Origin of the sequence: Kribbella sp. NPDC003505 (genome assembly GCF_040610875.1) — a bacterium.
GTDB lineage: Bacteria > Actinomycetota > Actinomycetes > Propionibacteriales > Kribbellaceae > Kribbella.
This window is the reverse complement of the sequence record NZ_JBEXNA010000008.1, coordinates 253,389-279,851: the sequence shown is the minus strand read 5'-3', so window position 1 is coordinate 279,851 and position 26,463 is coordinate 253,389. Positions and strand designations below refer to the sequence as shown.

The following is a 26,463-nucleotide window of genomic DNA, read 5'->3' as shown; positions in this document are numbered from 1 at the left end:
AGGTAGCTGCACAATGGGTGGAAGACGAGGGGATGAGTCGTTGCGGTTGGCTTTGCGGATGTTCAGGACCGTGCCCGCGGACGCGGTCGCGGTGCTGCGCGCGTATCCGCCGATGGTGGTGTGCTTCGCGGCCGCACTGACCGGCACCGCGCTGGTGTTCGACGTCTTCTACCTGGTCGCGAGTCCGGGACTGACGCTCGCACTTGTCTATACAGTGCCGGTGCTGGCCGGACTGATCGCCGGGCTGGTCGCGGCGGCCGACGATGTCGGGCTGGATCGACGCGTCGTGCTCCGGACCGTCGGCGTGGCCGTTGCCTTCGGCATCACCAATGCGATAGTCGTCGCGATGATCGCGGCGATGACCCGGACCGACCCGTCGAACTGGGCGGCCGGCGGCCAGGCAGTGCTGTTCGCCGGGTGCACGGTGTTCGCGGTCGCGCTCTCGATCGTTGCCTGCCGCAAGCTGATCGATGTGCTCGGCATCGAGTTGCGGACCCGGCTCCCGCATCGCCGCCCGCCCCGCAGCCCGCTCGCCGCGCCCGCGGTCGCCGCCGTCAGGCCGCGGGTGAGCAAGGAGTCGGCCGCGCGCGCCAAGCCGGCCCCGCCGGTCGAGCCGCCCGCGGCCGTCGACGAGGAGGAGACCGTCGCGGTCTTCGTCCCGCCGCCGCCGAAGATCGTCGACCTCGACGAGGCCCGCCCGGTGTCCGGCTCCGGCCCCGTCGGATCGCACACTCCACGCGCCCGCCGGACCACCGTGCGCCGTGTCAGCAAACCAGGCCGCCGCCCCGGCACCTAGGCCCTGTGCCGTCGACCCCTGTCCGGCGTCTCCGGCCGGCGCGCGGACGGTGCCCGGAACTGCGAGACTGGGGCCCGACCAGGGGAGGGTGTCTGTGTGGGATCTGGTGGTTGTCGGAGCCGGGCCGGCGGGGGCCTCGGCCGCGCTCGGGGCGTTGGCGGCGGACCCGAGCTTGTCGGTGCTGCTGCTCGACCGGCACGAGTTCCCCCGGGACAAGGCCTGCGGTGACGGCATCGCGCCGCACGTCCTGGACCTGTTGGCCGGCGTCGGCGTCACCGGCATCCTCGACGACTGGACCCCGGTACGGCGCTTCGTGCTGAACCGGGGTGCTGTGGGGGTGGACCGCGAGCTGTCCCGGCCGACGTGGGTGGTCCCGCGCACCGTCTTCGACCAGCGGCTCGTCGAGGCCGCGCGTACGGCCGGCGCGCAGTTCGTCCGCCGCCGGGTCCGCGGCCTCGCGATCCGGCCAGGGTCGGTCGGCGTCGACGACCTGGAGGCCCGCTTCGTGGTCGGGGCCGACGGCGCGCATTCCGTCGTACGGCGGGAGCTCGGCCTGAAGTCGGGCCCGGTGGCGCTCGCGATCCGCGGCTACGCGCCGACCCCGCCGGCGCGGGCCGCGAGCCAGGTGATCGCGTACGGGCCTGGCCGGCAGCCGTCGTACGCGTGGTCCTTCGACCGCGGCGACGGGTGGTCGAACGTCGGGTACGGCGAACTCCTGGCCGGCACCCGCCCGACCCGGACCGACCTGCTGAACAACCTGGAGAAGCTGCTGCCGGGAGCGACCGACGGCGGGCAGTCGTGGTGGGGACACCACCTGCCGCTCGCCGGCTGGACGTGGCGGCCGCACCGCGGACCGGTGCTGCTCGCCGGCGACGCGGCCGGGCTGATCAACCCGATGACGGGGGAGGGCATCTACTACGCGGTCGCGACCGGTCTGCTCGCCGGCCGCGCGATCGCCGACGCCCTCCGAGCAGGCAGCCCGGACGCGGGGACGCCGTACCGCCGTCGCACGTCCCGCCTGCTGTCCCGGCACCTTCGCGACACCGCGGTGGTCGCCCAGCTCAGCCGTTCGGACCGGATCCTCGACGCCGGGATCCGGGCCGCCGCGGCCGACCAGCACGTCTTCGACGATCTAGTCGAGCTAGGCCTCGCGGACGGCGGCCTGACCCGCCGCCTGCTCCGAACCATCCTGCCCTGACGCCTCGAGTCGCCGAGCGTCGCGAGCGCGCGCTCCGGCGCGTCGCATGATGGACGTATGGACCAGATGCAGGCGTGGGCGGTGGATCGTCCCGGACCGATCGACGGCGGTCCGCTGAAGCAGGTTCGCCGGACCGTCCCGGAGCCCGGCGCCGGTGAGGTCCTGGTGAAGGTGGAGGCGTGCGGGATCTGCCGGACGGACCTGCATCTGACCGAGGGCGACCTCGAGCCGAAGCGGCCCGGCGTCATCCCCGGTCATCAGGTGGTCGGCACCGTCGTCGGGCCGGGCGGTCGCTTCGCGGCCGGGGACCGTGTCGGGATCGCCTGGTTGCGCGGGACCTGCGGCGTGTGCGAGTTCTGCCGGCAGGGCGCCGAGAACCTCTGCCCGCGGTCGACGTACACGGGCTGGGACGCCGACGGGGGCTTCGCGGAGTACGCCGTGGTGCCCGAGGACTACGCGTACGCGCTGCCGGCCGACCGGCCCGCGGCGGAACTCGCGCCGTGGCTGTGCGCCGGGATCATCGGCTACCGCTCGTTGCTCCGCGCGAACCTCCCGCCCGGCGGCCGGCTCGGCATCTACGGCTTCGGGTCGAGCGCCCATCTCACCGCGCAGCTCGCGCTGGCCCAGGGCGCCGAGCTGTTCGTGATGAGCCGCGGCGAGGGGAACCGTGCCCTGGCCGCGGAGCTCGGCGCCGCCTTCGTCGGCGAGACTGCCGATCGGCCGCCGGCACCGCTGGACTCGGCGATCGTGTTCGCTCCGGCCGGCGATGTCGTACCGTACGCGCTCGAGGCGCTGAAGCCGGGCGGGACCGCGGCGGTCGCCGGCATCTACCTGTCCGACGTACCGGGGCTGAACTACGAGCGGTACCTGTTCCACGAGCGCGACCTGCGCAGCGTCACCTCGAACACGCGTCGTGACGGCGAGGAACTGTTCCGCCTGATCGCGCGGCTGCCGGTGACGGCGCACACGACCGTTGTCCCGTTCGGCGCCGTCGACGAGGCGCTCGCCGACGTCGCCCATGGCCGCGCGAGCGGGTCCCTGGTCACCGTGCTCGATTAACTGAACCGCCGCGGGCCGGAGAGCGTTAGAACTGGGTGAAGATTCCACTTGCGGGCGCCGCCCGGCTTCAACGGTGCCTGCTAGCTGCGTTAGATTTGATCAAATCTGACCGACCTGCCAGGGAGCGTGCGCGTGCGTATGTTGGAGCTGACCCGCCGTCCGCGGTCGGTCCCGGCTGCCGTACGCCTCTCGTCCGGAGAGGGCGGCCGGTGCTGAGCAAGGTCCTCGGCGCAGTAGGTGCGGTCCTGCTGATCGTCGGGGTGGTGCTCGCCGTCCGGCCGGTGCACGCCGGCGGGGACGCCTGCGGATCGGTCTTCCAGCCCGACAAGGGCATCACGCCGATGCAGTGCGACGCCCGGCTGGGCAGCCGCGGCACCCTGGTCGCCGGCTTCGGCGCCGGCGGCGTCGCCCTCGCCGTCACCGCCGTCTCACTCGCCGCGATCCGCGACCGCCGCACCCGCGTCACCTCCTGACCCCTCTCTTTGAGCCCTCACCAACCGTTTCGCAGGCCGGAAGATGGTTGGTGGGGGCTCAAAGTCGGTCGTGCGACGGCACGCTTGACCTTCACACTGTGTCAAGCCGGAAGGTGGCTGCATGTTCACCATCGGAGACTTCGCGGCGTTCGGACAGGTGTCCGCGCGGATGTTGCGGCACTACGACGCGCTCGGGTTGCTGCGGCCGGCCGTGGTCGACCAGGCCACCGGGTACCGGTACTACTCGGCCGACCAGTTCAGCCGGCTGAACCGGATCGTCGCGCTCAAGGACCTCGGGTTCAGCCTGCAGCAGGTCGGCGAGATCGTCGACGCCAAGCTGTCGGCCGAGGAACTGCGCGGCATGCTGCGGCTGCGGCAGGCGCAACTCGAGGACGAGCTGGCCCGTAGTGCGGCCCGGCTGACGAGCGTCGAGGCGAGGCTCCGGCTCATCGAGAGGGAAGGTCACATGCCCACCGACGACGTCGTCCTGAAAACCATCGCCGCGACCCGGGTCGCCGAACTGTCCGCGATCTCACCGAGCTACGACGGTGCGGACATCGGCCCGGTGCTCCAGCCCCTGTTCGGCCAGCTCTTCGAACGCCTCGGCGCGGCCGGTATCGACCCGTGCGGTTCGCCGGTCGCGTACTACGAGGACGCCGGGAACGAGACGATCCGCGTGCACGCCGCCGTACCCGTAGAGACCAGTACGGCGGCGGACGTCGACATCCTCGAGCTCCCCGAGCTCACCCAGGCCGCCACGATCGTCCACCAGGGCGACATGATGGAGGCCGATCGCAGCATGCAGACGCTGGCCCGCTGGATCGAGGACAACGGCTACCGGAGCCAGGGGTACGCCCGGGAGGTCACGCTCCAGTTCGACATGGACAACCCGGCGAACTGGGTGCACGAGTTCCAGATCCCGGTCACAAGGTCAAGCTGACCGTCGCGAACGAGTGCGGCGGGAGCGTCACCCGCAGGCCGCGCGACTCCGGTTCCACCTCGAGCGGAACCGGGGCCACCGCGTCCGGGGCGGCGACGGTGTTGTGCGTCTGCGGCTTCGATGCCGTCAGCAACCGTCCCGACGACTCCCACGACGACGCGCCGCGCAGGTCGAGGACGACGTCGAGCGCCGCCTCCGGATCGAGGTTGCTGAGCGACACCAGCGCCCGCCCGTCCTTCACCGACGCCGACGCCGAGACCAGCTGCATCGCCGTACCGTCGAGATCGTAGGTGCGACCCTCGACCACGTGCACCGGCAGCGCCTGCGCGTCCTGGTGTCCCTTGTTCATCTCGAACACGTGGTACGTCGGCGTCCGCACCAGGCCCCCGTCATCATCGGTGAGCAGCATCGCCTGCAGCACGTTCACCGTCTGCGCGATGTTCGCCATCACCAGCCGCTCCGCGTGCCGGTGGAACACATCGAAGTGCAGGCTCGCCACGAGTGCGTCCCGCATCGCGTTCTGCTGGAACAAGAATCCGGGGTTCGTGCCCGGCTCCACGTCCCACCAGGTGCCCCACTCGTCCAGCACCAGGCCGATCTTGCGCTCCGGGTCGTAGGCGTCCATCAGCGCCGAGTGCGCACGGATGACCCGCTCGATGTCCTGGGCCTTGGCCAGTGTCCGGTAGTAGTCCTCCAGGCCGAACTCGGTCGCGCTGCCCTTGTGCTCCCAGGTGCCGGCGACCGTGTAGTAGTGGATCGAGATCGCCTGGAAGATGTTCTTCGGGTCGCGCCCGCAGCCGAGGCAGCTGACCGCCTTCAGCAACGCCTCGGTCCAGGCCAGGTCGTCGTCCGACGCGCCCGCGGCGATTCGGTACAGCTGGTTGTCGCCGTGGTCCTTCAGGAACGTCGCGTACTGCCGCGCCAGGTCGGCGTATGCCTCGGCGCGCAGGTTGCCGCCGCAGCCCCACGCCTCGTTGCCGATTCCCCAGAACGGGACCTGCCACGGCTCGTCACGCCCGTTGGCCTTCCGCAGCCGCACCATCGGGCTGTCGCCGTCGCGGGTCAGGTACTCGACCCATTCGCTCATCTCGCGCACAGTCCCGCTGCCCACGTTCCCGTTGACGTACGGCGCCGCGCCGAGCAGCTCGCACAGCGCCATGAACTCGTGGGTGCCGAAGTGGTTGTTCTCCTCGACGTTGCCCCAGTGCGTGTTCACCATCGACGGCCGGTCCGCCTTCGGTCCGATGCCGTCCTTCCAGTGGTACTCGTCCGCGAAGCAGCCGCCCGGCCAGCGCAGGTTCGGGATGTCGAGCGCCCGGAGCGCCTCGACGACGTCCAGCCGGATGCCGCCCTCGTTCGGGATGTCCGAGTCCTCGCCGACGTAGAAGCCGCCGTAGATGCAGCGGCCGAGGTGTTCGGCGAAGTGCCCGTAGAGATGCCGGTTGATCGTCGGTCCGGGGACGTCGAGGTCGATCACGACCCGTGCATCAGGCATGGAGCCCTCCTGGTTCCTTACAGTTGTCGGCATGGGGAAGCCATCCAGTGGTCTCGTGACGATGGCGGACGTCGCCCGCTTCGCCGGGGTGTCGACGATGACGGTGTCGAACGTGATCAACGGCCGGCCGCGGGTCGGGCCGGAGACCCGGGAACGGGTGCTGGCGGCGATCGGCGAGCTCGGGTACCAGGTGAACCTGGCGGCCCGGCATCTGCGCGCCGGCCGCACCGGTGTCGTCGGCCTGGCCGTGCCCGAGCTCGAGCGCCCGTACTTCGCGCAGCTGGCCGGCCGCCTCGCCGACCGCTTCGAGGCGCACGGCCTGCGGATCGTCACCGAACGCACCGGCGCCAGCCGCGAAGGCGAGCTGGACGCGGTCGCGTTCTCCCGGCTGCGGATGTACGACGGGCTGATCCTCAGCGTGGTCGACATCGACCCGGCCGAGCTCGGCCAGCTCCGCACCGACGCGCCGGTGGTGATGATCGGGGAGCGGGCGCTGCCGTCCCGTTTCGACCACGTGATGATGGACAACGTCGACGGCGCCCGGCAGGCGACCGCGCAGCTGCTCGCGACCGGCGCGCGCCGGGTCGCGATGATCGGCGGCGATCCCGGCGGCTCCGCGACCATGCAGGCGCTCCGCGCCGAGGGATACGCGCTCGCCCACGCCGAGGCCGGCGTCGAGGTCGATCCGGAGCTGAACGTGCGCTGCTCGTTCGGCCTGCGGGACGGGTACGACGCCGTCCGCGGACTGCGCGAGCGCGGGGTCGCGTTCGACGCGGTGTTCGCGCTGACCGACGTGGTCGCGATGGGGGCGCTGCGGGCGCTGGCCGACGCGGGGCTCCGAGTGCCGGACGACATCCAGGTGGTCGGCTTCGACGACATCGACGAGGCGGCGTTCCTGGTGCCGTCGCTGTCCACGGTCAACCCCGGTCACGACGAGATGGCCGACGCGATCACCACGCTGATGACGGCACAGCTGCGCAGCCCGGGCGGCGAGCCGAAGGAACTCGTCGTACCCGCGCAGCTGGTCCTGCGGGGCACGACGAAGCCGTCGGCCTGAAGTCCACTGTCGCCGCACGGCAGTAGGTATATCGATAAACAAGGGCGCTGACAAGGCCCCGCGGTGTGGCGGGGCCTTGCGAGGTCAGCGCAGCAGCTTCGCGACTTCCGTCATCTGGTCCTCGGTCAGCGGGCCGAAGGCCATCGCCCGGGCGTTCTCCTCGGCCTGCGCGACGGTCCGGAACCCGGGGATCGGGACGGTCCGCGGACTGCGGGCCCACAGCCAGGCGAGTGCGCCCTGGGCCAAGGTCCGCCCGTCGCTCTGCAGCACGTCGCGGATCGCGGACACCTTCTCCCACCACTCCGGCGCCGGCACGCCGCCGTCGTCGAAGTACCGCAGCCAGGACGGCGGCAGCGTACGGATGTCCGCGCCGGTGGCCGGCCTGTTCGCGTCCCGGCGGCCGAGGATCCCCATCCCCAGCGGGGTCCGGTTGATGCTCGCCAGGTTCTCGCGCTCGCACAGCGCGAAGAAGTCCGGCGCGTCGTGCAGCACGCTCGCTTCGTGCTGGACCGCGGCGCAGTGCTCGCCCTGGGCGAAGAACTCCGCGCTGTGCACCGTGTCGGTGCTCCAGGCGTAGCTGCGGATCAGCCCGTCGCGGACCAGTTCCTCGCAGGCCTCGCGCAGCGGCAACGCGATCTCGTCGGTGGTGTCGAAGTGCAGCTGGCAGAGATCCAGGTAGTCGGTCCCGAGTCGCTCGAGCGACGCCCGGACGGCCTTGTGGACGTACTCGGGGCTGCTGTCCTGGTGATGCATGACCCGGGTCGACTCGTCGAACGTGTTGCCCCACTTGGTGGCGATCACCACCTGGTCGCGGATGCCCTCGAGGGCCTTGCCCAGAACGCGTTCGCTGTGGCCGGCGCCGTACACGTCCGCGGTGTCGAAGAACGTGACGCCGAGCTCGACCGCCCGGCGGATCGCCCGCACCGACTCGTCGTCGTCCACGACACCCCAGCCCAGCGGTTCACCGGCCGGATTGCTGAACGGCCCTCCGATCGCCCAGCACCCGAATCCGACCGGGCTGACCTCGATTCCTGCTCGTCCCAACGTGCGCATATCCATGGCATCGAGCCAACCAGCGTGGCGCTCATCCGTCCAATGAATCTTCTGTGTGGACTTCATGCGTCCCATGCATATAACGAAATTACCCTCTTTACCTACCATTAGCTGTTAGGTAACCTTCCTAACAATTCTGGCTCCGCGCCCCCGGAGGAATCTCATGAGACTGCGCATGCTCGCGCTGGTACTGCCCGTCGGACTGCTCGCCGCACTGGGCGGCTCGGCCGCCAGTGCCCGGATGAACGCCGACACCCTGCTGTCGCAGGGCAAGCCGGTGACCGCCTCGAGCGTCGAGGACGACACGCTGACCGCGGCGAAGGCGGTCGACGGCAGTACGTCGACCCGCTGGGCCAGCGCCGAAGGCGTTGATCCGCAGTGGATCCGCGTCGACCTCGGTCAGCCGGTCGCGGTCGGCCGGGTCAAGCTGAACTGGGAGGCCGCGTACGCGAAGGCGTACCGGATCGAGGTCTCCGACAACGGGACAGACTTCACCACGGTCAAAGAGGTTGCGGACGGCAACGGCGCCACCGACGACCTGACCGGCCTGCAGGCGCACGGCCGGTACGTGCGGCTCGTCGGCACCGAGCGCGGCACGTCGTACGGCTACTCGCTGTGGGAGCTCCAGGTCTACGGCACGGCCGACTCGAGCGGCGACACCCAGGCGCCGACGGTTCCGGCCGATCTGAAGAGCACCGGCGCGACGGCCACCTCCGTCGCGCTCAGCTGGACCGCCTCGACCGACGACATCGGCGTCAGCGGGTACGACGTCCTGCGCGGCGGCACGGTGGTCGCGACGACGCCGGGCACGCAGTACAACGACACCGGGCTGACCGCGAACACGGCGTACACGTACTCGGTGCGCGCCCGCGATCTGGCCGGGAACGCGTCCGCGGCGAGCGCGCCGGTCACGGTCACCACCTCCGCCGGCGGCAGCGGGAGTTTCGTGCTCGCGGCCGCGGGGGACATCGCGGACCGCTGTACGGCGTCCGACTCCGACTGCATCCATCCGAAGACGGCGAACCTGGTCCAGGCGATGAACCCGGCCGCGGTGATCACGATGGGCGACAACCAGTACGACGACGCGCACCTGTCGGACTTCCAGAACTATTACGCGAAGACTTGGGGGAAGTTCAAGGCCATCACGCACCCGATCCCTGGCAACCACGAGACGTACGACGACACGCCGTTCGAGGGGTACCACGACTACTTCGGGTCGATCGCGACACCGCAGGGCAAGAACTACTACAGCTGGAACCTCGGCAACTGGCACTTCGTCGCCCTCGACTCGAACGACTTCGTCAAGGAGGACGGGCTGAGCGAGCCGGCCCAGCTCACCTGGCTGAAGCAGGACCTCGCGAACAACACCAAGGGCTGCATCGCCGCGTACTACCACCATCCGCGCTTCAGCTCCGGCGACCACGGCGACAACGTCGACGCCGATCCGCTCTGGCAGACGCTGGTGGCGGCGAGGACCGACCTGGTGCTGAACGGCCACGACCACCACTACGAGCGGTTCGTGCCGCAGAACGTGGACGGCGACAGGGACGCCGACGGGCCGGTGCAGATCATCGGCGGCATGGGCGGTGCGCCGCTGTACCCGGTGCACGCCGCGCATCCGGCGACCGCCAAGATCATCTCCGACTTCGGGGTGCTGAAGCTGTCGATGACCGACAGCACGTTCGCCACCCAGCTGATCGGTCTGGACGGCGACGTCCTCGACAGCAGCCCGACGTACAGCTGCCACTGATGTACCTCGCATCCGTCGGCCCGCTGCGGACACCGCTGCGCCGCGTCCCCGGCAATGTCCCCGGAAATGTTCTGGCCCTGGGCGTCGTCAGTCTGGTGACCGACGTGTCGGCCGAGATGGTGACCGCGATCCTGCCGCTGTACCTGGTCTTCGGGCTCGGGCTGAACCCCCTGCAGTTCGGCCTGCTCGACGGCCTGTACGCCGGGGCCACCGCCGTACTGCGGCTGGCCGGCGGACATGTGGCCGACCGCTGGCGACGGTTGAAGGCCGTCGCCGGCGTCGGCTACGCGCTCTCGGCGGTCGCGAAGCTCGGCTTCCTGGCCGCCGGTTCCACGGTCCCCGCGATCGGCGCCGTCCTGGCGCTGGACCGCGCCGGCAAAGGCATCCGTACAGCCCCGCGCGACGCCCTCATCTCCCTGAGCAGCGACCCATCAACCCTGGGCCGCTCCTTCGGCGTCCACCGCACCCTCGACACAGTTGGCGCCTTCCTGGGCCCTCTAGCCGCAACCCTCGTCCTCTGGACCAGCCTCAACAATTACAACGCAGTCTTCGTCACCAGCTTCGCCCTGGCGACCTCCGCCGTCCTCCTTCTGACCACCTTCGTCCGCGACCACACGCCGCGCAGTACTCCGGCCCCCACTACCTCTACTCCGGTGATCGGCTTGTTGAGGGATGCCGACTTCAGGAAGTGTTGTTTGTGGGCGGCAGGGCTTGGGTTGTTCACGATCACTGACTCGTTCGTCTATCTGGCTGTGCAGCGTCGTTGGGATATTGACGCTGGGCTGTTTCCGTTGCTGCCGTTGGGGACTGCTGGGACCTTTCTGCTGCTTGCGATTCCGCTTGGTCGGCTGGGTGATCGGGTCGGGCGGTGGAAGGTCTTTCTCGGCGGGCATCTTGCACTTGTACTCGCGTTGCTGCTCCTGTCCGGTCCGGTTGGTAGTTGGTGGCTGGTGCTTGTGTTGCACGGCGGCTTTTACGCCGCGACTGACGGCGTACTGCCTGCGGCGGTTGGGCCGCTGCTCCCGGAGCACCGGCGCGCGAGTGGTCTCGCCGTACTGCAGACCGGTCAGGCCCTGGCTCGGATGGCTGCCGCCGTCACGGTCGGTCTGCTGTGGACCCTCTGGGACCTCCGCCCCGCGATCCTCGCGTTCACCCTCGGCCTCCTGGCGGTCACGCTCGCCGCGGCCGTCTTCAAACCGTTGGAGGTACGCCGATGACGCGCCGCCTGCTCGTCACCGCGATCGGCATCCTCGCGCTCATCGGCGGCGCGATCAGCTACACAGCCAAGGCGCGCGACGGCGGCGCGACCGAGAACGCCGTACCGGTCGTCACGGGGCAAGCGATGCGGCTCGACGGCAAGACGCTGTACTTCCGCAACCTCGCCGACGGACCCGACTCCGGCAAGCTGGCTGCCGTACCGACGGACGATCCATCCGCCGCCCGCCGCGTGGGGAACCTGCACTGCGACCGGTTCGCCGCGGCCCACGGGACCGCGGTCTGCCTGCGCCTGAAGGCCAACTCCCTCCCCGTGCTGACCGAGGTGATCGTCCTCGACGCGGATCTCCGTGAACGGCATCGCGAGACCCTGCCCGGTACGCCGAGCCGGGCGCGGGTGTCGCCGGACGGACGGATCGTGAACTGGACGATGTTCGTCACCGGCGACTCGTACGCGGCCAGCGGCTTCTCCACCCGCACCGGGCTGTACGAAGTGGACACCGGACGGCTGGTCAAGACGATCGAGGAGCTCGCGGTCTTCGTCGGCGGGAAACGGTACTTCGCGTCGGACGCGAACTTCTGGGGTGTCACGTTCGGCGTCGACGGCAACCGCTTCTACGTGACCATGGCGAGCAAAGGAAAGACGTACCTGATCGAGGCCGACTACCGCTCCTACCGCGGCACGGCGATCGCCGAGAACGTCGAGTGCCCGTCGCTCTCGCCCGACGGTCGCCGGATCGCCTACAAGCAGAAGAACCCCGACGGCACTTGGCGCCTGGCCGTCCTCGACCTCACCACCCGCGGCATCACCCACCCCGCCGAGGACCGCCCGATCGACGACCAGCCGGTCTGGCAGGGCAACGCCACCCTCCTCTACCCGATCCGCAACCCCGACAACACCGTGGACGTCTGGTCCGTCGGCTTGACCACCCCCGCCAGGCTCTTGATCCCGAAAGCCACCACGCCTTCCCTCGCGTAGCGCACTCCAGCACGAGGCCCCCAACGTCCGCATCTGGTGGGTGGGCGTCCGGGATGCAGGGTTTACGACCGAGATCCCGGCCGCAAACCAGGTATCTCAGACGCCCACCCACCAGATGCAACCGGGGTAGCGGAAGAGATCGCTGCCATGGATTGTCAGGGTTTGCTGGCAGCGTCGTCCGGGTGACCTCGCGACCCCAGTTGCTGCTGCCCGCAGCCTTCATCACGTCCCTCGGCAACAACATCCAGCTCCTCGGCGCCGCGTTACTGCTGGTCCGCGCGCAAGGCTCGATGCTCGACGTCGGCTGGCTCTTCATCGCGGTCGCCGTACCGCAGGCCGTGCTCTCGCCGTACTTCGGCCGCCTGGCGGACCGGTTCGACCGGCGCCGCCTGTGGGTCGGCTGCGATCTCCTCGGCGCTGCGGCCGCGCTGGCCCTTCCGATCGGTCTGGCGCTCGGGGTGTCCCAGCAACCGCTCGTCTACGCGACCAACTTCGCGCTGGCCGTCATCGCCGCCCAGTTCACGCTGGCGAGCGCGGCGCTCATTCGTGAGCGGGTTCCCGCCGCGCAGTTGCGCCGCTTCAACGCGCACTACGAGATCGCGCTCCAGTGCGGGATGCTGCTGTCCGCCTGTGTCGGGGGAGTCGCGCTCCAGTACTTCGGCCCGAAGCCGCTCTTCGCGTTCAACGCGCTCACCTTCGCGCTGTCTGCGGTGCTGGTGTTCCGGGTCGGGGTCGTCCGCCGGCCGCAAGAGTTGAGCCCGACGACCACTCGTGCCGTGCACCGCTCGGGGATCCCGCTGGCGCCGCTGGCTGTTCTGTTCGGGCAGGGGCTCGTTGTCGTGACAGTCTTCAACGCCCTGCTGCCGGTCCTGCTGATCGGTGAGTGGCATCGCGGTCCGGCCTTGCTCGGCGTGGTTGATGCGTTGGGCGGAGCCGGCTTCCTGCTCGCCGCGGCCGTCTACCGCCGATCTGCCGCACGCATCGGTGATCTGAGGCTGGCGATCGGTGCTTTCCTGATCTGTACGTCGCTGTTCGCTCTCCAGCCGCTCTTCGGCGTACCGCTGCTGATGACGCTCGTACCGTTGGGCGCCTTCTTGTTCGGGCAGGCGCGGATCGCGACGCGGTCGCTCCTGATGACGTCGGTGGACGAGTCGCGGGTCGGGTATGCGTTCGGGCTGGCCAACGGGTACGGGCTGGCCGCTACTGTCGTCGTCATGCTGATCACCTCGGTCGTCACAGGCCGCACCGACACCCGCTACGGCTTCGCAACCGTCGCCGTCATCAGCCTCCTTGCCGCCGGTCTGGCCGCTGCCTGGATCTCGCGCCGCCGGGTGCCTGCAGTCCGGAGGTCAGATGTAACAGTGCTTATATAAGTGCTGTTATTATCGGCGCCATGGAGGATCCCACGGAGCAGAGTTTGTGGCGGCCGTTGCACGAGCTGCTGGGGCGGATGGATGCCGAGATCGGGCGGATCTACACCGATCGCGACATCTTGGGGCTGAAGCCGACGTACGTGCGGGAGCTGCTCCAGCTGCATCACAGGGGCCCGATGACGATCACCGAGCTTGCCGACGCGACGGGGCGGACGCACTCGGCGCTCAGCCAGAAGGTGGCCGGAATGCGCGCCGCCGGCCTGGTCCGGACCGTGCCGGGCGCGGACGCGCGCAGCAAGCGGGTCACGCTGACCGCGAAGTCGAAGAAGCTCGTCGAGCTGCTGGCCGCCGAGTGGCGGGCCACCGAGGCCGCGATCGCCGAGCTCGAGGCGGAGCTGCCGTATCCGATGAGTCAGGTGGTCCGCGACGTCGAGGCGGCCCTGGCCCGGAAGAGCTTCCACGACCGCATCGCGGAGAAGCTTCGGTGAGGCGGGCGCTCATCGACCTGGGCCCGTTGCGGGTGCTGACGTACCGGCGGTTGTGGATCGGGCAGGTGCTGTCGGCGTTCGGCGGTCAGCTGACCTTCGTCGCGGTGATGTTCCAGGTGTGGGACCAGACCGCGAGCCCGGCCTGGACCGGCGCGGTCGGGCTGGCGCAGGCCTTGCCGCTGATCGTGCTCGGCCTGTTCGCGGGCACCCTCGTCGACCGGCTCGAGCGGCGCCGGATCTACCTGGTCACCACGATCGCGCAGTTGCTCACCGCAACCGTCATGGCGAGCCAGTTGGTGATCGGCCGGGTCCCGGTAGGGGTGCTGCTGGCGCTGGTCGCCGTCCAGGCGTCGTTCGGTGCGACCGCCGGACCGGTGGCGCGGACGGTGCTGCCGCATCTGCTGTCACGTGACCAGTTGGCGGCCGGGCTCGCGCTCAACCGGATCGGGTTCCAGGGGGCGATGCTGCTCGGCCCGGCGCTCGGCGGCGTGATCGTCGGCACCTGGGGCGTCGGCGTCTGCTATCTGGTCGACGCGCTGAGTTTCCTCGCCGCGCTGTACGGCGTCCTCGGGCTGCCGCACCTGCGGATCGAGGCCGTCGCGAAACCGGGACTGCGCGGCGTGTGGGACGGGCTGTCGTTCATCGCCGCGACCCCGGTGATCCGGGGCGCGCTGATCACCGACCTGGCCGCGACCGTGCTGTCGATGCCGATCAGTCTGTTCCCGGTGATCAACGCGGAGCGGTTCGGCAACAATCCGCGGACGCTTGGGCTGTTCCTGACCGCGATCGCTGTCGGCGGGGTCGCCGCGTCGCTGTTCTCCGGGACGTTCACCCGGCTGCCCCGGCACGGCGTGGTGATGTTGTGCGGTTCGGCCGGGTGGGGAATCGCGTTGCTGCTGTTCGCCTTCTCGCCGGCGGCGTGGCCTGCGTTGGTGTTCCTGGCGGTGGCAGGTGCCGCGGACACCGTCGCCGTCGTGTCGCGGAGCACGATCGTCCAGCTGCACACGCCGACCGAGCTGCTCGGCCGGGTCAGCGCCGCCGAGCAGATCGTCGGCCAGGCCGGTCCCGACCTCGGCAACCTCCGCGGCGGTGTCGTCGCACAGCTCACCTCACCGGTCGTGTCGCTCGCGTCCGGAGCCCTGCTGTGTGTCGCGGCCGTCGCCGCGGTCGCCGGCACGACGCCAGGTTTGCGAGCGGCCGAGGAAGTTCCGGTTACAGACTGACGGTGCGGAAGCCGGCGTTGCCCATCGACGACTCCGGCGTGTTCGACGAGCGGGCGGCGTTGCGGTAGCGGTTGCAGTACGAGTCGTGGCACAGGTACGAGCCGCCGCGCATCACGCGCGCCGCGCCGAGCGACGGGCCGGGCGGGTTCCCGGCCGGGGAGAACTTGTAGTACCGCGGGCCGAACCAGTCCTGGCACCACTCCCAGACGTTCCCGACCATCTGCCACAGGCCGTAGCCGTTCGGCTGGAAGGTGCGGACCGGTGCGGTCGTCAGGTAGCCGTCCTCCTCGGTGTTCGTCCGCGGAAACTCGCCCTGCCAGATATTGCAGCGCCACTCACCGTCGTCGCCGATCAGCTCGTCGCCCCACGGGTAGCGGGCGCCCTCGAGACCGCCGCGGGCGGCGTACTCCCACTGGGCCTCGGTCGGCAGCCGCCGGCCGGCCCACTTGCAGTACGCGACCGCGTCGTTCCAGCTCACGTGGACGACGGGATGGTCGTCGAGCCCGTCGAGGTCGGACCGCGAGCCGCCCGGATGCCGCCAGTCGGCGCCGCGGACGCCGGCCCACCACGGAGTACCGGACGCCGGGCCCATCACCTCGTCCGGCTCGGCAGCCAGCGCGAGATGGAACACCGCGGAGTATCCGAAGGTCTCGGCCTCGGTCCGGTAGCCGGTCGCGTCGGCGAAGTGGGCGAAGTCGGCGTTCGTCACGCTGGTCGCGTCGATGCTGAACGGCGCCACCTCGACCTGGTGCACCGGCGTCTCACCGTCACCGGCGTTCTCGTCGCCGTTGCTGTTCCCCATCGCGAACGAGCCGCCGCCGAGCGCGATCTGCTCGATCCCGTGCGCACCGGCCGCGGCCGGCACCGGGGAACCGACCGGGAAGTCCAGCGGGACCCCGGTCCGGGCCGGCGCACAGCAGGACGGGTGCTCGTCGCTCATGCCGGCCAGCTTAGTTGTCGGCTCCGGGCCGAAACCGGCCTATCCGAGGCTTGGCGGTCCGGCCTCGATCCGGCGCAGGACCGGGTCGAGACGGTAGAAGTCGGTGCCGGTGATGAGCTGGCGCTCGTCCCACCAGGTCGCGCCCGCCTCGGCGAGCGGCTCGATCAGGGCGCGGGAGCGGGCAGGGTCGGTCGGGCTGATACCGCCGACGATCACGTCGTACGGCGTGCTCGTGTCCGTGCGCTGCTCGGTCACGAAGGCGACCAGGTCGCGCAGCTCGCCGACGGGCGGCGCTTCGCCGTGATTGGCGGTCTTGAACAGCGGTACGGCGCCGTCCCAGCGCGCGGCCCGGCGCATCGGCGCCTTCCGCGGCCAGTACCCCGCGATCCACACCGGCGGCCGCGGTCGCTGGACCGAGGCGGGCAGCAGCTCCACGTCGTCGGCCCGGTAGTGCTCGCCGCGGTGGTTCACGCGGTCACCCGACCAGTACGCCGTCAGCAGGTCGAGGCCCTCGTCCAGCTTCGAGGCCAGCACCTTCGGGTCGGTCTCGTCGCCGAAGCTGCCGAACTCGTCGTCGATCGGCCCGCCGAGCCCGGCGCCGAAGATCACCCGGCCGCCGCTCAGCCCGTCGAGCGTGGCGACCTGCCGGGCGAGCTGCTCGGGCCGCCGGCGCGCGACCGGCGTGACGAGCGGACCGAGCGTGATCCGCGAGGTCGCCAGCGCGGCCGCGGTCATCAGCATCCACGGGTCGCCGAACGGCTGCCCGCGCCGCCGTTCCTTGCTGTGCACCACGTGATCCCAGAGGAACAGGCCGTCCCAGCCTGCCGCCTCGGCCGCCGTCGCCACGCGGGCCACGGTCCGGGCGTCCGCGAAGTCCCCGAAGTTCGGGATGTTGATCGAGAAGCGCATCGTCACTCACCCAGTCGTAGTTCGACGAACGGAATCGTGTCGCCCGGCAGCAGATAGGTCTCCACCTCGACGAAGCCGTGCGCCTTCGCGAACCGGAGGCCGTCGGCGTTGCTGCTCAGGATGTGCGTCTCGATACCGTCGCCCAGCTCCCGACCGCGCCGCAGGCAGTGCTCGTAGAGCGCCGTACCGACACCACGGCGCCGGTACGCCGGGAGCACCCGGGCGATCACCACCGCCGCCGAGGTCTCCTCCGACGGCGGGCGGACCGTGGAACATCCGACGAGGACGTCGCCGTCGTAGGCCACCTCGAGCACGTTCCGCGTCACCCGCTCCTGGATGTCGTCGACCGACAACGGGGCCGTCGGGATGATCTCGTTGTGCACCCGCTGCCAGTCCAGCACGGTCTGCTCATCGCTCACCGGCACAATCCGCAACTCACTCACCCCGCCACCCAACAGCCAGCCGGGGGCAGCGGTCAAACGAGTAGTAGCGTCCGTGGCGTGCGGATTCTGTTTGTGGGTAACAGCTTCACGTCGCGGAACAACCTGCCCGGGTTGATCAAGGGTCTGGCTGCCGCGCGGGGGATCGAGGTCGGGCACAAGCTGATCTCGGCCGGTGGCGCGTCGCTGCGGCAGCATCTCAACGCCGGCAAGGCGCTCGACGAGATCGCGAACGGCGGGTACGACACCGTCGTCCTGCAGGAGCAGAGCACCTTGCCGATCAAGAGCCCGGACCGCTTCCGCGCGAGCGCCCGCGACTTCGGTGCGGCGATCACCGCGGCCGGCGCGCGGACGGCGTTGTACCTGACCTGGGCGCGCCGCAACGCGCCGGAGACCCAGCGGGCGTTGACCGACGCGTACGGCGCCGCCGCGGTCGAGCTCGGCGCGACGCTCGTCCCGGTCGGCATGATCTGGGAACGCTTTCTCGCCGAGCACGACGAACCCGCGCGCCACGACGCCGACAACAGCCACCCGGCCCTCGCCGGCAGCTACCTCGCGGCGTGCGTCTTCCTGATCGCGCTGCTCGACGAGGACCCGGTCGGCATCGACACCCCGGTCAAGGGCCTCGACAACGAGACCGCGGCCTTGCTCCAGCAGTCGGCGTGGGACATCTGCAGCGCTATTTAGCGTCGTGGAACACGAGCCCGAGGGTATGGCGCTGACCTGAGCGGATCGCGGACACGCCGTGCCGGACCGGCGCGGCCGACCAGCCGCGCGCCGACTTCACCGGCCGATCGCGCGTCGTGAAGACCAGCCCGTGGCCCTGCGGGATCAGCGTCGACGTACCCCGCGACTGCGCCCGCGGCCGCTGCTCGACCAGCAGGAACTCGCCGCCGGTGTGGTCGACGCCAGGGTCGTTCAAGTTGATCACGACCTGCAGCGGGAAGACCTTGTCGCCGTACAGGTCCCGGTGCAGGGCGTTCCAGTCGCCCGCGCCGTACCGCAGGAGGATCGGTGTCGGTCGTGCCTGCCCGGCCTGATGGCACCTGTCCAGCCACTCGTCGAGCGTGTCCGGCCACTCCGCCTCCCGGCCGAGCTTCGCGTACCAGTCGCGCGCGATCGGCAGCAGCCACGGGTACAGCGCCTGCCGCAACGACTCGACCGCCTCGGGGAACGGCCGGTCGAAGTACCGGTACTGACCCTCGCCGAACCGGTGCCGCGCCATGTCGATCGTGGCGCGGAATCGCTGGACGTCGTCGTACATGCCGGCGATCCGTGCACACTCGGCCGGGGTCAACAGCTGCGGCAGCAGGCCGCAACCGAGGTCGTCAACCTCCGCGGCCACGGCGTCCCAGTCGGCTCCGGCCACTCGTCGCTCGTACCTGTTCATACCTCCTGAACGGTCTGGCCCACGATTGTGTGAGTCTGTTCCAGCACGGTGATCGGGGCGAGCATGGTGGCGTCGTCCAGCGGGCGCTCGCCGCTCTCGAGCATGTCGAGGAACACCTTCAGACCCGGTACGACGTACTCCGAGTCCAGCCGTACGTCGTGACTCACCAGCCCGGTGCGCCCGACGATCTCGGCGTGGAACGGCACCCGCCCGTCGTCCGTCGGCTTCACCAGCTGCAAGGTCACGAGCACCCCGCCGCACAGATAGCGGACGACCACAGTGGAACCGACCCGCTCGACAGTGACCGGACCCGGCTCGCCGGGAGCCAGTCGCTGTGCCAGATCGGCCGCGTGAATTCCGTAGAAGAAGATCCCGCTGTACTCGCTGTCCGGATCGGCCGGCCCGGTGACCGTGACCGCCTGGAGCTCACCGACCTCGGCGGCCGCGAGCGCATCCGCGTCCGCGACCCAGCGCACCGCGGAGTACGACGTCACTGCCGCAGCACCGCGCCGCGCCGCGTCCAGGATCGCCCGCGCATCCGCCGTACTCGCGGCCAGCGGCTTGTCCACCCACACGGGCAGACCGGCCTCGAGGAACGGTACGGCGTGTTCGCGGTGCAGCGCCCCGTCCCGGTTGGTGACGATCAGCGCGTCGACGCTGCCGAGCAGCTCCGCCGACGTCGGCACGATCTGGGTGATGCCGCCGGTCGCGGCGAGCTTGCGGTTGCGTTCGTCGTCCGCGCCGACCAGTGCGACGATGCGCGCGGTGGCAGTGCCGGTTTCCCTGACGGGGTCGACGTTGAGGTGCGCGACGATGTGGTCGGCGTGGCTGTTCTCGGTGCCGACGAGAGCGATGCGCAGCGGCATGGGTCAGTCCTCCTTCAGCTCGACCGGCTGCCCGGAGCGGGCGGACTCGTAGACCGCGAGCACCGTCGCCAGCGACCGCCGACCCGCTTCCAGCGTCACGGCCGGCGGACGGCCTTCGCGGACGGCGGCGATGAAGTCGCGGTACTGCGCGAGGTGCGCGAGCTCGGTCGGCCCCCAACCGTCCGGTCCTTCCAGCGCCGGCGCCTCGGGTGCCGCGGCGTCCGCGGCGGCGAAGTACGCGAGCTGGTCGTCGTCGAGGACCGCCGTGCCCTGGTCGCCGTGGATCGTCAGCCGGACCGGGCGGCCCGGGTACGCCGCCGTACTGGCGAGCATCAGGCCGATCGCCCCGCTCTCGAACACGATCGACGCGCCCGCGAGATCCTCGACCTCGATGCCCTCGTGCGCGAGCCGTCCGGTCTGTGCGCTCACCCGGATCGGGCGGCCGAGCATCCAGACCAGCAGGTCGAGCGCGTGGATGCCCTGATTCATCAGCGCGCCGCCGCCGTCGACCGCGAGGGTACCGCGCCAGTCGTCGCCGTCGTAGTACGACTGCGGCCGGAAGAACGCCGACTCGGCGATCCCGGACGTCACCCGGCCGAGCGCACCGTTGTCGATCGCGGCCCGGATCTGCGCGACCGGGGGCTGGAACCGGCGCTGGCTGATCACCGCGACGGTCAGCCCGGTCTCCCGCTGCGCGTCGATCAATCGGTCCGCGGCAGCCAGGCTGATGTCGACCGGCTTCTCGACGACGACGTGCTTGCCCGCGTGCAGCGCCTCGACGGCGACGTCGGCGTGCAGTGCGCTGGGCAGGCAGATCCCGACGGCGTCGATCTCCTCGGCGGCGTACGCGGCGGCCGGTGTCGGGTACGCGCGGCCGCCGTACTGCGAGACCAGTTTGCCGGCGCGGTCGAGGTCCTTGTCCACGACCGCGACCAGGACGGCCTCGTCCCCGAGGGCTTCGAGGAGGCGGGCGTGTACGGCGCCGATCACGCCGGCGCCGATGAGGGCGAAACGCATGAAACTCTCCGATCGATGGCTAGTCGGCTGTCCAGGCCAGGGGGCTTCCATCTGTTTCTGCCGAGCGCTGGGCCAGCAGGGCGATTCGCGTGACGAGCAGGCTCCGGTCCGTCGTGATGTCCGGTTCGTTGCCTGCAGCAAGCGCCTGCAGCGGCTTCTCGGCGGGCCGGAAGCCGGCCGGCAACGGTACGTCGTGCGGCGCCAGGTCGGTCGTGGTGAGGACCAGGCGGTTGCGGGCCCAGAGCAGCTCCGCGGTGCCTTCGGTGCCGACCAGCTTCATTCGGTAGTCGCCGTGCACCGGTGAGCCGGCCGGGTTCATCCAGTCCACACCCGCGGTGATGACCGCGCCCGGTCCGCTCAGCGTCGCCACGCCGTACGAGCTGTCCACGACGGTGCCGCTGACGGTTCCCGCGGTCAGGCCGGTGAAGAGCAGAGCGGCGTCGATGTCGTGCACCGCGAGGTCGTTGAGGAGTCCGCCGTACCGCTCGCGCTCGAAGAACCACGCCGGACGGGTCGGGCGGTTCAGTTTGTGCGGGCCGGACGACGTCACGCCGTGGATGGCGCCGACCCGGCCGGCGATCTCCAGGGCCGCGAGAGTGACGGGGTAGTACCGCTTCTCGAGCAGCAGGGTCACGTGCCGACCGGTGCGGCGCGCGGCCTCGGCGATCGCCTCCAGGTCCTCGAGCGTCGTACACAGCGGCTTGTCGGCGATCACGTGGCAGCCGGCCTCGAGCGCGTCGACGACCACCTGGCCGCGGTCGCCGTAGATCCCGGCGACCATGACGACGTCAGGCTCGAGGTCGCGCAGCATCTGCCGGTGGTCGGTGAAAACCTCGGCGTCGTACGGCGCTGCCCAGCGCTCGGCGGTCTCGCGGGACGGGTCCGCCACCGCGACCAGCTCGAACGCGGCGACCTGGTCGACCTCGGCGGTCGCATAGGCCACGTGCGGGTGGGCGGCGCCGGCGATCGCGATTCGCGTCATATCCGTGATTCCAGCATGCAACCGGTTGCACGTCAACGCATCACGGCGCGGGTCTCGGCGCCGGCGCGGTCGTCGCGCGGGTGACCAGGTGCGTCGCGATCGTGACGCACCCGCCGCTCGGCTCGGTGGCCTCCAGCAGGTCGACGAGCAGCTTCGCGGCCGCCGTGCCGGCGGTCGCCGCCCCGGCCGAGACGCTGGTCAGCGCGGGCGTGGTGAGCGGGGCGAGGGTGTCGTCACAGCCGACCAGGCTGAAGTCGGCGGGCACCGAGATGCCGCGCACCTCGAGCCCGGCCAGCACGCCCTGCGAGACCACGTCGTCGAACGCGATCGCCGCGGTCGAACCGGACCGGACGAGCGCCGACACCGAGTCCCGCCCGGCCGTGTAGGTCGGCCGCCCGACCTCGATGATCTCGACCGTCAGTCCCGCCTTAGCGGAGGTCTGCGTGAGCGTCTCCCGGCGCTGCTGGTCCGACCAGGAGTCCCGCGGTCCGGCCAGGTACGCGAGCCGCTCGTGACCGAGTTTCTTCAGCAGCAGCACGGCCTCGGTCATCCCGCCCGACGAGTCGATCAGTACCCGTGGGATGCCGTCCAGGTCGCGGTTCACCAGGACGACCGGACGGGTCGCGGCCAGTCCGCGGATCAGCTCCTCGGACAGCCGCGGCGAGGCGAGCACGAACCCCTCGACCTGCGGCGCCAGCCGGGCGATCAGCTTGGCCTCCCGCTCCGCCGACTCGTCGGAGTCGCCGAGGAACACCGCGAGGTCGGCGGTCTCGGCGGCGAGTTGCAGGCTCCGCACCAGCGGCGGGAAGAACGGGTTCGCAATGTCCGGTACGACGACCGCGATGTTCCCGAACCGGCCGGTCGACAGCGCCCGCGCGGCCTGGTTCCCGACGTACCCGAGCCGGGCCGCGATCGCGCGCACGTGCTCCACGGTCTCCGGGCTGAGCAGGTGCGGCCTGGTGAAGGCCCGCGACACCGTCGACCGCGACACCTCGGCGGCGATCGCGACCTCGCGAATCGTGACCCCGGTACGTGTTGCCATGCGGCCACGATAGTGCAACCGGTTGCATCACTTCACGACCCCGAACCAGAAATTCAGGTTCTCGGCCGAGCGGAGCTTCAGCCGGGTCGGGTGCACGCCGGGGCTGTCGTAGAAGCGGACGCCTTCGCCCAGCAGCACGGGGACGACGTGCAGGACGATCTCGTCGACCAGACCGGCGTCCAGCGCCAGGCGGGGAACGGCGCCGCCGGTGACGACGAGGTTCCGGCCGGCGGCCGCGCGCAGCCCGTCCGCCACCACGTCGCGGATGTCGCCGCTCACGTAGGTGAACTCCGGGATCGGGTTCGTGGCCGGGTCCTTGCGCGTGTAGACCAGGATCGGCCCCTTCCACACCCCGCCGTACGGACGGTTCTCGCCGACCGCCTCGACCCGCTTGCCGCCGCACAGGAACGCGCCACAGCCGGCGATCACCTCCGCGCCGAGACCGGACGGCCCGCCGTCGGCGAGCGAGGTCCAGTCGAGGTTGTCGTCGCGGTCCCCGATGAAGCCGTCGAGGGACATCGTCATATGCCAGATCACTGTGCCGGTCATGGTCATCAGCGTCGCCCGGCGGCCATTCATGCGTCCAATGCCAATTGAACGGTAGAGGCATAGATAGCATCGATACATGCTCGATCTGGTTCGGCTCCGGGTGCTGGCCGCGGTCGCCGCGCACGGTTCGGTCACCGCGGCGGCCGCGGCGCTGCACTACACGCAGCCCACCGTCAGTCATCACCTCGCCCGGCTGGAGGCCGCGACGGGAGCGAAGCTGGTGCAGAAGGCCGGCCGCGGGATCCGGCTCACCCCGGAAGGGGAGGTGCTCGCCCGCCGTGCCGCGGAGATCGTCGGCCGCGTCGACGCCGCCGACGCCGAGCTCGCCGCGCTCGTGGGCCTGCGCTCCGGCCGGGTCCGGGTCGGCGCCTTCAGCTCGGCACTCAGCGAACTCGTGCCACCGGCCGCGGCCGAGCTGCGCCGCGACTACCCGGACCTCCGGCTGGAACTCACCGACGCCCACCCGCGGGTCGCCGTACGGCAGCTGCGGACGGGGGACATCGACCTCGCGATCGTGTTCCGGTATGACGACGAGCAGCCGGACGACGGCATCCGCTACAGCTACCTGCGCGACGACCCGATCCACCTGCTGAGCAGCCGCCCCGGTGAGACCCTCACCGACCACCGCGACTCGGACTGGATCGCCGGCTGCGAGAACTGCCGGCGCGAGCTGCTGCAGCATTGCGCCGATGCCGGGTTCACGCCGCGGATCGCGTTCACCAGCGACGACGTGATCGTCAAGCAGGCCCTCGTCCGGGCCGGGCTCGGCGTCACCACCTCGCCCGGCCTGGCGCTGCGCTCGCACCTGGCCGACGGGGTGTGCTCGACGGAGCTGCCGGTCTTCCGGCGCATCTTCCTCGCGACGTACGGCGAACCGCCCGATCCGCCGGCCACAACAGCCTTCATTGCAGCCCTGAAACGCGTCACACTGGCCTGAGGACTCCGGTTGCAGAGCCGGGCGATGGGGCACTGGGTGAGCATGGTGGATGCCGAGCTGCGATATCTGCGGATCTGGCGGGCAGCCGTGGTGGTGCTGGCCGTGATCGGAGTGCTGGCCTCGCTGGTGTTCGTGTCACCGGCGACCAATCTCGCGGCCTTCGCGGTCGCCGCGTTCACCACCGGAGCGATCTTTCTCAGTATCGGCCTCGGCCGCGACCTGCCGTCCTCGGACCTGCTGCACGTGGTGCCGCGGGGCGCGGTGCTCGGTGGACTCTGTTTGCTCGCGGTCTGCGGGTACGCCGCCGCGATCGGGGCGCCCACCGCGGTCCTGCTCCTGCTGATCGTCGCGGTCTCGCCCCCGGTCGTCGGCTGGCTGCGCTCGGGTCGCCCCGAGCGCCCCGAGCGCCCCGAGCGCCCCGAGCGGCCTGGGCGGCCGGCCCGGACGCTGCCGCGCCGGCGCATCCGGTTGCCCAAGGCATCGAGTCGGCAGCTGAAGGCGGTCCGCGCCGACCCCGACCCGACCGCCCAGTGGCCGATGCCGAAGTACCTGACCGCGGTGGTGCGCAGCGTCGGCGAGTTGAGCGACGAGGAGCTGTGCCTGGCCTGGCGCCGCAGTTTCAACCAGCTCCAGCGCGCGATGAGCGCCGACCGCCGGCAGGCGATGGTCGACGTACGGCGGGCCTACCTGGACGAGCTCGAACGCCGCCATCCCGACTCCTTCACCACCTGGCTGGCGTCGAACCCGCGCGCCGCCGGCAACCCGGCCCGGTTCTTCACCCACCGCGCCGACCACTAGGACCTGTAGGACCTGGGCCCTAGCCGAACGCGGCGCGCAGGTCCGCCGCGATCAGCTCGACCGCGTGCCGGCCGGCGGAGAGCGCCGCCGGGAAGTTCAGGAAAGCGTGCATCGTGTCCGCGTACTCCACCAGCCGCGTCGGTACGCCGTCCTGCTCCAGCCGACCGGCGTACGCGAGCGCGTCGGCGCGCAACCAGTCCCGCCCGGCAGCGAGCATCAGCGTCGGCGGCAGCCCCGCGAGCGTCGCAGCCTGCAACGGTACGGCGCCCGCAGGGATGTCACGTGCTCCGAAGTACCACTCGTGCCAGTCGGCGGCCGGATGCAGGTCCAGGACCGGGTAGCACAGGATCTGCCGGTCGGGGAGTGGCGCACCCGCGTCGCGGGCGAGCTGGCACGCGCCGGCGGCCAGTGCGCCGCCCGCGCTCTGGCCACCCACGGCGATCCGTCCGTCGCCGTCGACGTTCGCGCGGATCCAGGCGAGCGTGTCGCTGACGTCCTGAAGCCCCGCGGGGCAAGGGTTCTCGGGCGCGAGGCGATAGTTGAGTGAGATCACCGTGACGTTGCCGGCGGCGGCGATCCCGGACGTCGCGAACTCGATGTCCCGCAGGTCTCCGCCGACGAAGCCGCCGCCGTGGAGCCAGAGCAGGACCGGCCGGGGCTGCGGCGACGGCCGATAGATCCGGGCCTGCAGCGTCCGCCCGGGCAACTCGATCGCGAGGTCCTCGACGGTGACCCGCGGGTCACGTTCGCCGGCCACGGCCGGGTCGGGCAGCTCCTCCCGATCGAGCAGCAGCGCCTGGTACGGATCCAGTCCTGGATGATCCGGCTGGTCGGCGAGCAGCTTCCGCAAGGCGTCCGTCTCAGGCCCGTACTGCGGGCTGTCGACGATCTCGTGGATCATGCGCGCACCATAGCCAGGTGGCGGGCCGCGTGCGCGAACAGGATCCCGTCCGGTGTGGTCGAGACGTACTCCGCCAGCGCGCCGATGCCGCCGTCGAACCCGGCGCCCGTCGACGGATCCGTCCAGGTGCCGTCGTCGTACTGCGAGATCTCGTCGACGAGCGCGGCGCCGACGCTGCGGAACCGGTGCAGCACGAGCTCGGACGGGATCCGCCGGCCCGCCTCCACGCCGCCGAGGTTCAGTGCGCGCCCGCTGTCGGCGGTCTCCCAGCGCGGATCGAGACTCCAGTGCAGCCGGCCGGCCCGGGCGTCCCGCAGCACGGCAAGGGTGATCTCGTCCCACATCAGCACGTGCGCGACCAGATCGTGCAGCGAGTCGCAGAAGTCGCCGAGCGGCCCGGCGGTCACGTCGTACGGCGCGCGCAGCTCGGTCTCGTTCAAGCCTTCGGTCCGGCTCAGCAGCAGGTCCTGGTCGCGCCGGATCAGCTCGGCCGCCTGCGCGGGGGTTGTCGTCGGTGTACGCATGCCGACAATCAACCAGCCCGGCCGGGGCGGGCGCGGTCGATTGCGCGAACCTCTCAATCCACCGCGCTA

At 70.7% G+C, this 26,463-nt stretch carries 28 protein-coding genes; 15 read left to right on the top strand and 13 right to left on the bottom strand.

Annotation, left to right across the window (positions count from 1 at the left end; translation table 11 throughout):
• Positions 1-58: 58 nt before the first annotated feature.
• From ABZX12_RS27515 to ABZX12_RS27495, 5 genes are all read left to right on the top strand, one after another.
• Positions 59-796, top strand: a complete 738-nt coding sequence (locus ABZX12_RS27515) for a hypothetical protein (RefSeq protein ID WP_355697699.1) — start codon at positions 59-61, stop codon at positions 794-796.
• Between the two features lie 94 nt (positions 797-890).
• Positions 891-1,994 (top strand): geranylgeranyl reductase family protein, encoded by a 1,104-nt coding sequence (locus ABZX12_RS27510; RefSeq protein ID WP_355697697.1) that lies wholly within the window; start codon positions 891-893, stop codon positions 1,992-1,994.
• Positions 1,995-2,051: 57 nt separating this feature from the next.
• Positions 2,052-3,053: a zinc-dependent alcohol dehydrogenase family protein gene (locus ABZX12_RS27505; protein WP_355697695.1), complete on the top strand. Its 1,002-nt coding sequence runs from the start codon at positions 2,052-2,054 to the stop codon at positions 3,051-3,053.
• A gap of 209 nt (positions 3,054-3,262) precedes the next feature.
• Entirely contained in the window at positions 3,263-3,526 is a 264-nt protein-coding gene (locus tag ABZX12_RS27500; protein WP_355697693.1) for a hypothetical protein, read from the top strand.
• A gap of 121 nt (positions 3,527-3,647) precedes the next feature.
• Positions 3,648-4,466, top strand: a complete 819-nt coding sequence (locus tag ABZX12_RS27495; protein ID WP_355697691.1) for a MerR family transcriptional regulator — start codon at positions 3,648-3,650, stop codon at positions 4,464-4,466.
• On the opposite strand, the gene ABZX12_RS27490 is transcribed toward ABZX12_RS27495, so the two are convergent.
• Entirely contained in the window at positions 4,450-5,961 is a 1,512-nt protein-coding gene (locus ABZX12_RS27490; protein ID WP_355697690.1) for an alpha-L-arabinofuranosidase C-terminal domain-containing protein, read from the bottom strand. The two genes, ABZX12_RS27495 and ABZX12_RS27490, sit on opposite strands and share 17 nt — an antisense overlap.
• Before the next feature lie 31 nt (positions 5,962-5,992).
• Between ABZX12_RS27490 and ABZX12_RS27485 the strand changes: the two genes are divergently transcribed.
• Positions 5,993-7,018 (top strand): LacI family DNA-binding transcriptional regulator, encoded by a 1,026-nt coding sequence (locus ABZX12_RS27485; protein ID WP_355697688.1) that lies wholly within the window; start codon positions 5,993-5,995, stop codon positions 7,016-7,018.
• A gap of 84 nt (positions 7,019-7,102) precedes the next feature.
• Here the strand turns inward: ABZX12_RS27485 and ABZX12_RS27480 are convergent, their stop codons facing one another.
• Positions 7,103-8,077: an aldo/keto reductase gene (locus tag ABZX12_RS27480; protein WP_355697686.1), complete on the bottom strand. Its 975-nt coding sequence runs from the start codon at positions 8,075-8,077 to the stop codon at positions 7,103-7,105.
• Positions 8,078-8,234: 157 nt separating this feature from the next.
• On the opposite strand from ABZX12_RS27480, the gene ABZX12_RS27475 reads away from it, so the two are divergent.
• The 6 genes from ABZX12_RS27475 to ABZX12_RS27450 all read left to right on the top strand — a co-directional run bounded on the left by ABZX12_RS27475 (position 8,235) and on the right by ABZX12_RS27450 (position 15,099).
• Positions 8,235-9,821, top strand: a complete 1,587-nt coding sequence (locus ABZX12_RS27475) for a discoidin domain-containing protein (RefSeq protein ID WP_355697685.1) — start codon at positions 8,235-8,237, stop codon at positions 9,819-9,821.
• The gene (locus ABZX12_RS27470) at positions 9,821-11,038 is read left to right on the top strand and encodes an MFS transporter (protein WP_355697683.1); all 1,218 of its coding nucleotides are present in this window, start codon (positions 9,821-9,823) and stop codon (positions 11,036-11,038) included. Before ABZX12_RS27475 ends, ABZX12_RS27470 begins: the two co-directional genes overlap by 1 nt.
• Positions 11,035-12,015 carry a hypothetical protein gene (locus ABZX12_RS27465; protein ID WP_355697681.1) on the top strand — a complete coding sequence of 327 codons (981 nt, stop codon included), beginning with the start codon at positions 11,035-11,037 and terminating at the stop codon, positions 12,013-12,015. Before ABZX12_RS27470 ends, ABZX12_RS27465 begins: the two co-directional genes overlap by 4 nt.
• A 182-nt stretch (positions 12,016-12,197) precedes the next feature.
• Positions 12,198-13,388 (top strand): MFS transporter, encoded by a 1,191-nt coding sequence (locus tag ABZX12_RS27460; RefSeq protein WP_355697679.1) that lies wholly within the window; start codon positions 12,198-12,200, stop codon positions 13,386-13,388.
• Between the two features lie 20 nt (positions 13,389-13,408).
• The gene (locus ABZX12_RS27455) at positions 13,409-13,876 is read left to right on the top strand and encodes a MarR family transcriptional regulator (RefSeq protein WP_355697677.1); all 468 of its coding nucleotides are present in this window, start codon (positions 13,409-13,411) and stop codon (positions 13,874-13,876) included.
• Positions 13,873-15,099, top strand: a complete 1,227-nt coding sequence (locus ABZX12_RS27450) for an MFS transporter (protein ID WP_355697675.1) — start codon at positions 13,873-13,875, stop codon at positions 15,097-15,099. The genes ABZX12_RS27455 and ABZX12_RS27450 overlap by 4 nt, the downstream gene beginning before the upstream one ends.
• Here ABZX12_RS27450 and ABZX12_RS27445 read toward each other — a convergent pair.
• Genes ABZX12_RS27445 through ABZX12_RS27435 form a run of 3 tightly spaced genes read right to left on the bottom strand, consistent with a single transcriptional unit; the run spans position 15,089 to position 17,367 of the window.
• Positions 15,089-16,039 (bottom strand): formylglycine-generating enzyme family protein, encoded by a 951-nt coding sequence (locus ABZX12_RS27445; protein WP_355697674.1) that lies wholly within the window; start codon positions 16,037-16,039, stop codon positions 15,089-15,091. The two genes, ABZX12_RS27450 and ABZX12_RS27445, sit on opposite strands and share 11 nt — an antisense overlap.
• Before the next feature lie 39 nt (positions 16,040-16,078).
• Positions 16,079-16,948 carry an LLM class flavin-dependent oxidoreductase gene (locus ABZX12_RS27440; RefSeq protein WP_355697672.1) on the bottom strand — a complete coding sequence of 290 codons (870 nt, stop codon included), beginning with the start codon at positions 16,946-16,948 and terminating at the stop codon, positions 16,079-16,081.
• A gap of 2 nt (positions 16,949-16,950) precedes the next feature.
• The gene (locus tag ABZX12_RS27435; RefSeq protein ID WP_355697670.1) at positions 16,951-17,367 is read right to left on the bottom strand and encodes a GNAT family N-acetyltransferase; all 417 of its coding nucleotides are present in this window, start codon (positions 17,365-17,367) and stop codon (positions 16,951-16,953) included.
• Between the two features lie 81 nt (positions 17,368-17,448).
• Here ABZX12_RS27435 and ABZX12_RS27430 point away from each other — a divergent pair, with 81 nt between their 5' ends.
• Entirely contained in the window at positions 17,449-18,075 is a 627-nt protein-coding gene (locus ABZX12_RS27430; protein WP_355697668.1) for a hypothetical protein, read from the top strand.
• On the opposite strand, the gene ABZX12_RS27425 is transcribed toward ABZX12_RS27430, so the two are convergent.
• From ABZX12_RS27425 to ABZX12_RS27400, 6 genes are read right to left on the bottom strand one after another with little or no spacing between them, the layout of a single operon-like run.
• A complete protein-coding gene (locus ABZX12_RS27425) occupies positions 18,068-18,778 on the bottom strand; it encodes a 2OG-Fe(II) oxygenase (protein ID WP_355697666.1) in 711 nt (236 codons plus the stop codon). The two genes, ABZX12_RS27430 and ABZX12_RS27425, sit on opposite strands and share 8 nt — an antisense overlap.
• Positions 18,775-19,644 (bottom strand): Gfo/Idh/MocA family oxidoreductase, encoded by an 870-nt coding sequence (locus ABZX12_RS27420; RefSeq protein WP_355697664.1) that lies wholly within the window; start codon positions 19,642-19,644, stop codon positions 18,775-18,777. The genes ABZX12_RS27425 and ABZX12_RS27420 overlap by 4 nt, the downstream gene beginning before the upstream one ends.
• A 3-nt stretch (positions 19,645-19,647) precedes the next feature.
• On the bottom strand, positions 19,648-20,661 hold the full coding sequence (locus tag ABZX12_RS27415) for a Gfo/Idh/MocA family oxidoreductase (RefSeq protein ID WP_355697662.1): 1,014 nt from the start codon (positions 20,659-20,661) through the stop codon (positions 19,648-19,650).
• A 19-nt stretch (positions 20,662-20,680) separates the two neighbouring features.
• On the bottom strand, positions 20,681-21,643 hold the full coding sequence (locus ABZX12_RS27410) for a Gfo/Idh/MocA family oxidoreductase (protein ID WP_355697660.1): 963 nt from the start codon (positions 21,641-21,643) through the stop codon (positions 20,681-20,683).
• 40 nt (positions 21,644-21,683) lie between these two features.
• On the bottom strand, positions 21,684-22,685 hold the full coding sequence (locus ABZX12_RS27405; RefSeq protein ID WP_355697659.1) for a LacI family DNA-binding transcriptional regulator: 1,002 nt from the start codon (positions 22,683-22,685) through the stop codon (positions 21,684-21,686).
• A 27-nt stretch (positions 22,686-22,712) separates the two neighbouring features.
• Positions 22,713-23,234, bottom strand: coding sequence for a dihydrofolate reductase family protein (locus ABZX12_RS27400; protein ID WP_355697658.1), 522 nt, complete (start codon positions 23,232-23,234; stop codon positions 22,713-22,715).
• 76 nt (positions 23,235-23,310) lie between these two features.
• Here ABZX12_RS27400 and ABZX12_RS27395 point away from each other — a divergent pair, with 76 nt between their 5' ends.
• Entirely contained in the window at positions 23,311-24,171 is an 861-nt protein-coding gene (locus ABZX12_RS27395) for a LysR family transcriptional regulator (protein ID WP_355697656.1), read from the top strand.
• A gap of 36 nt (positions 24,172-24,207) precedes the next feature.
• On the top strand, positions 24,208-24,969 hold the full coding sequence (locus ABZX12_RS27390) for a hypothetical protein (protein WP_355697655.1): 762 nt from the start codon (positions 24,208-24,210) through the stop codon (positions 24,967-24,969).
• A gap of 19 nt (positions 24,970-24,988) precedes the next feature.
• On the opposite strand, the gene ABZX12_RS27385 is transcribed toward ABZX12_RS27390, so the two are convergent.
• On the bottom strand, positions 24,989-25,870 hold the full coding sequence (locus ABZX12_RS27385) for an alpha/beta hydrolase (RefSeq protein WP_355697654.1): 882 nt from the start codon (positions 25,868-25,870) through the stop codon (positions 24,989-24,991).
• Entirely contained in the window at positions 25,867-26,394 is a 528-nt protein-coding gene (locus tag ABZX12_RS27380) for a maleylpyruvate isomerase N-terminal domain-containing protein (protein ID WP_355697652.1), read from the bottom strand. Before ABZX12_RS27380 ends, ABZX12_RS27385 begins: the two co-directional genes overlap by 4 nt.
• Positions 26,395-26,463 lie beyond the last annotated feature (69 nt).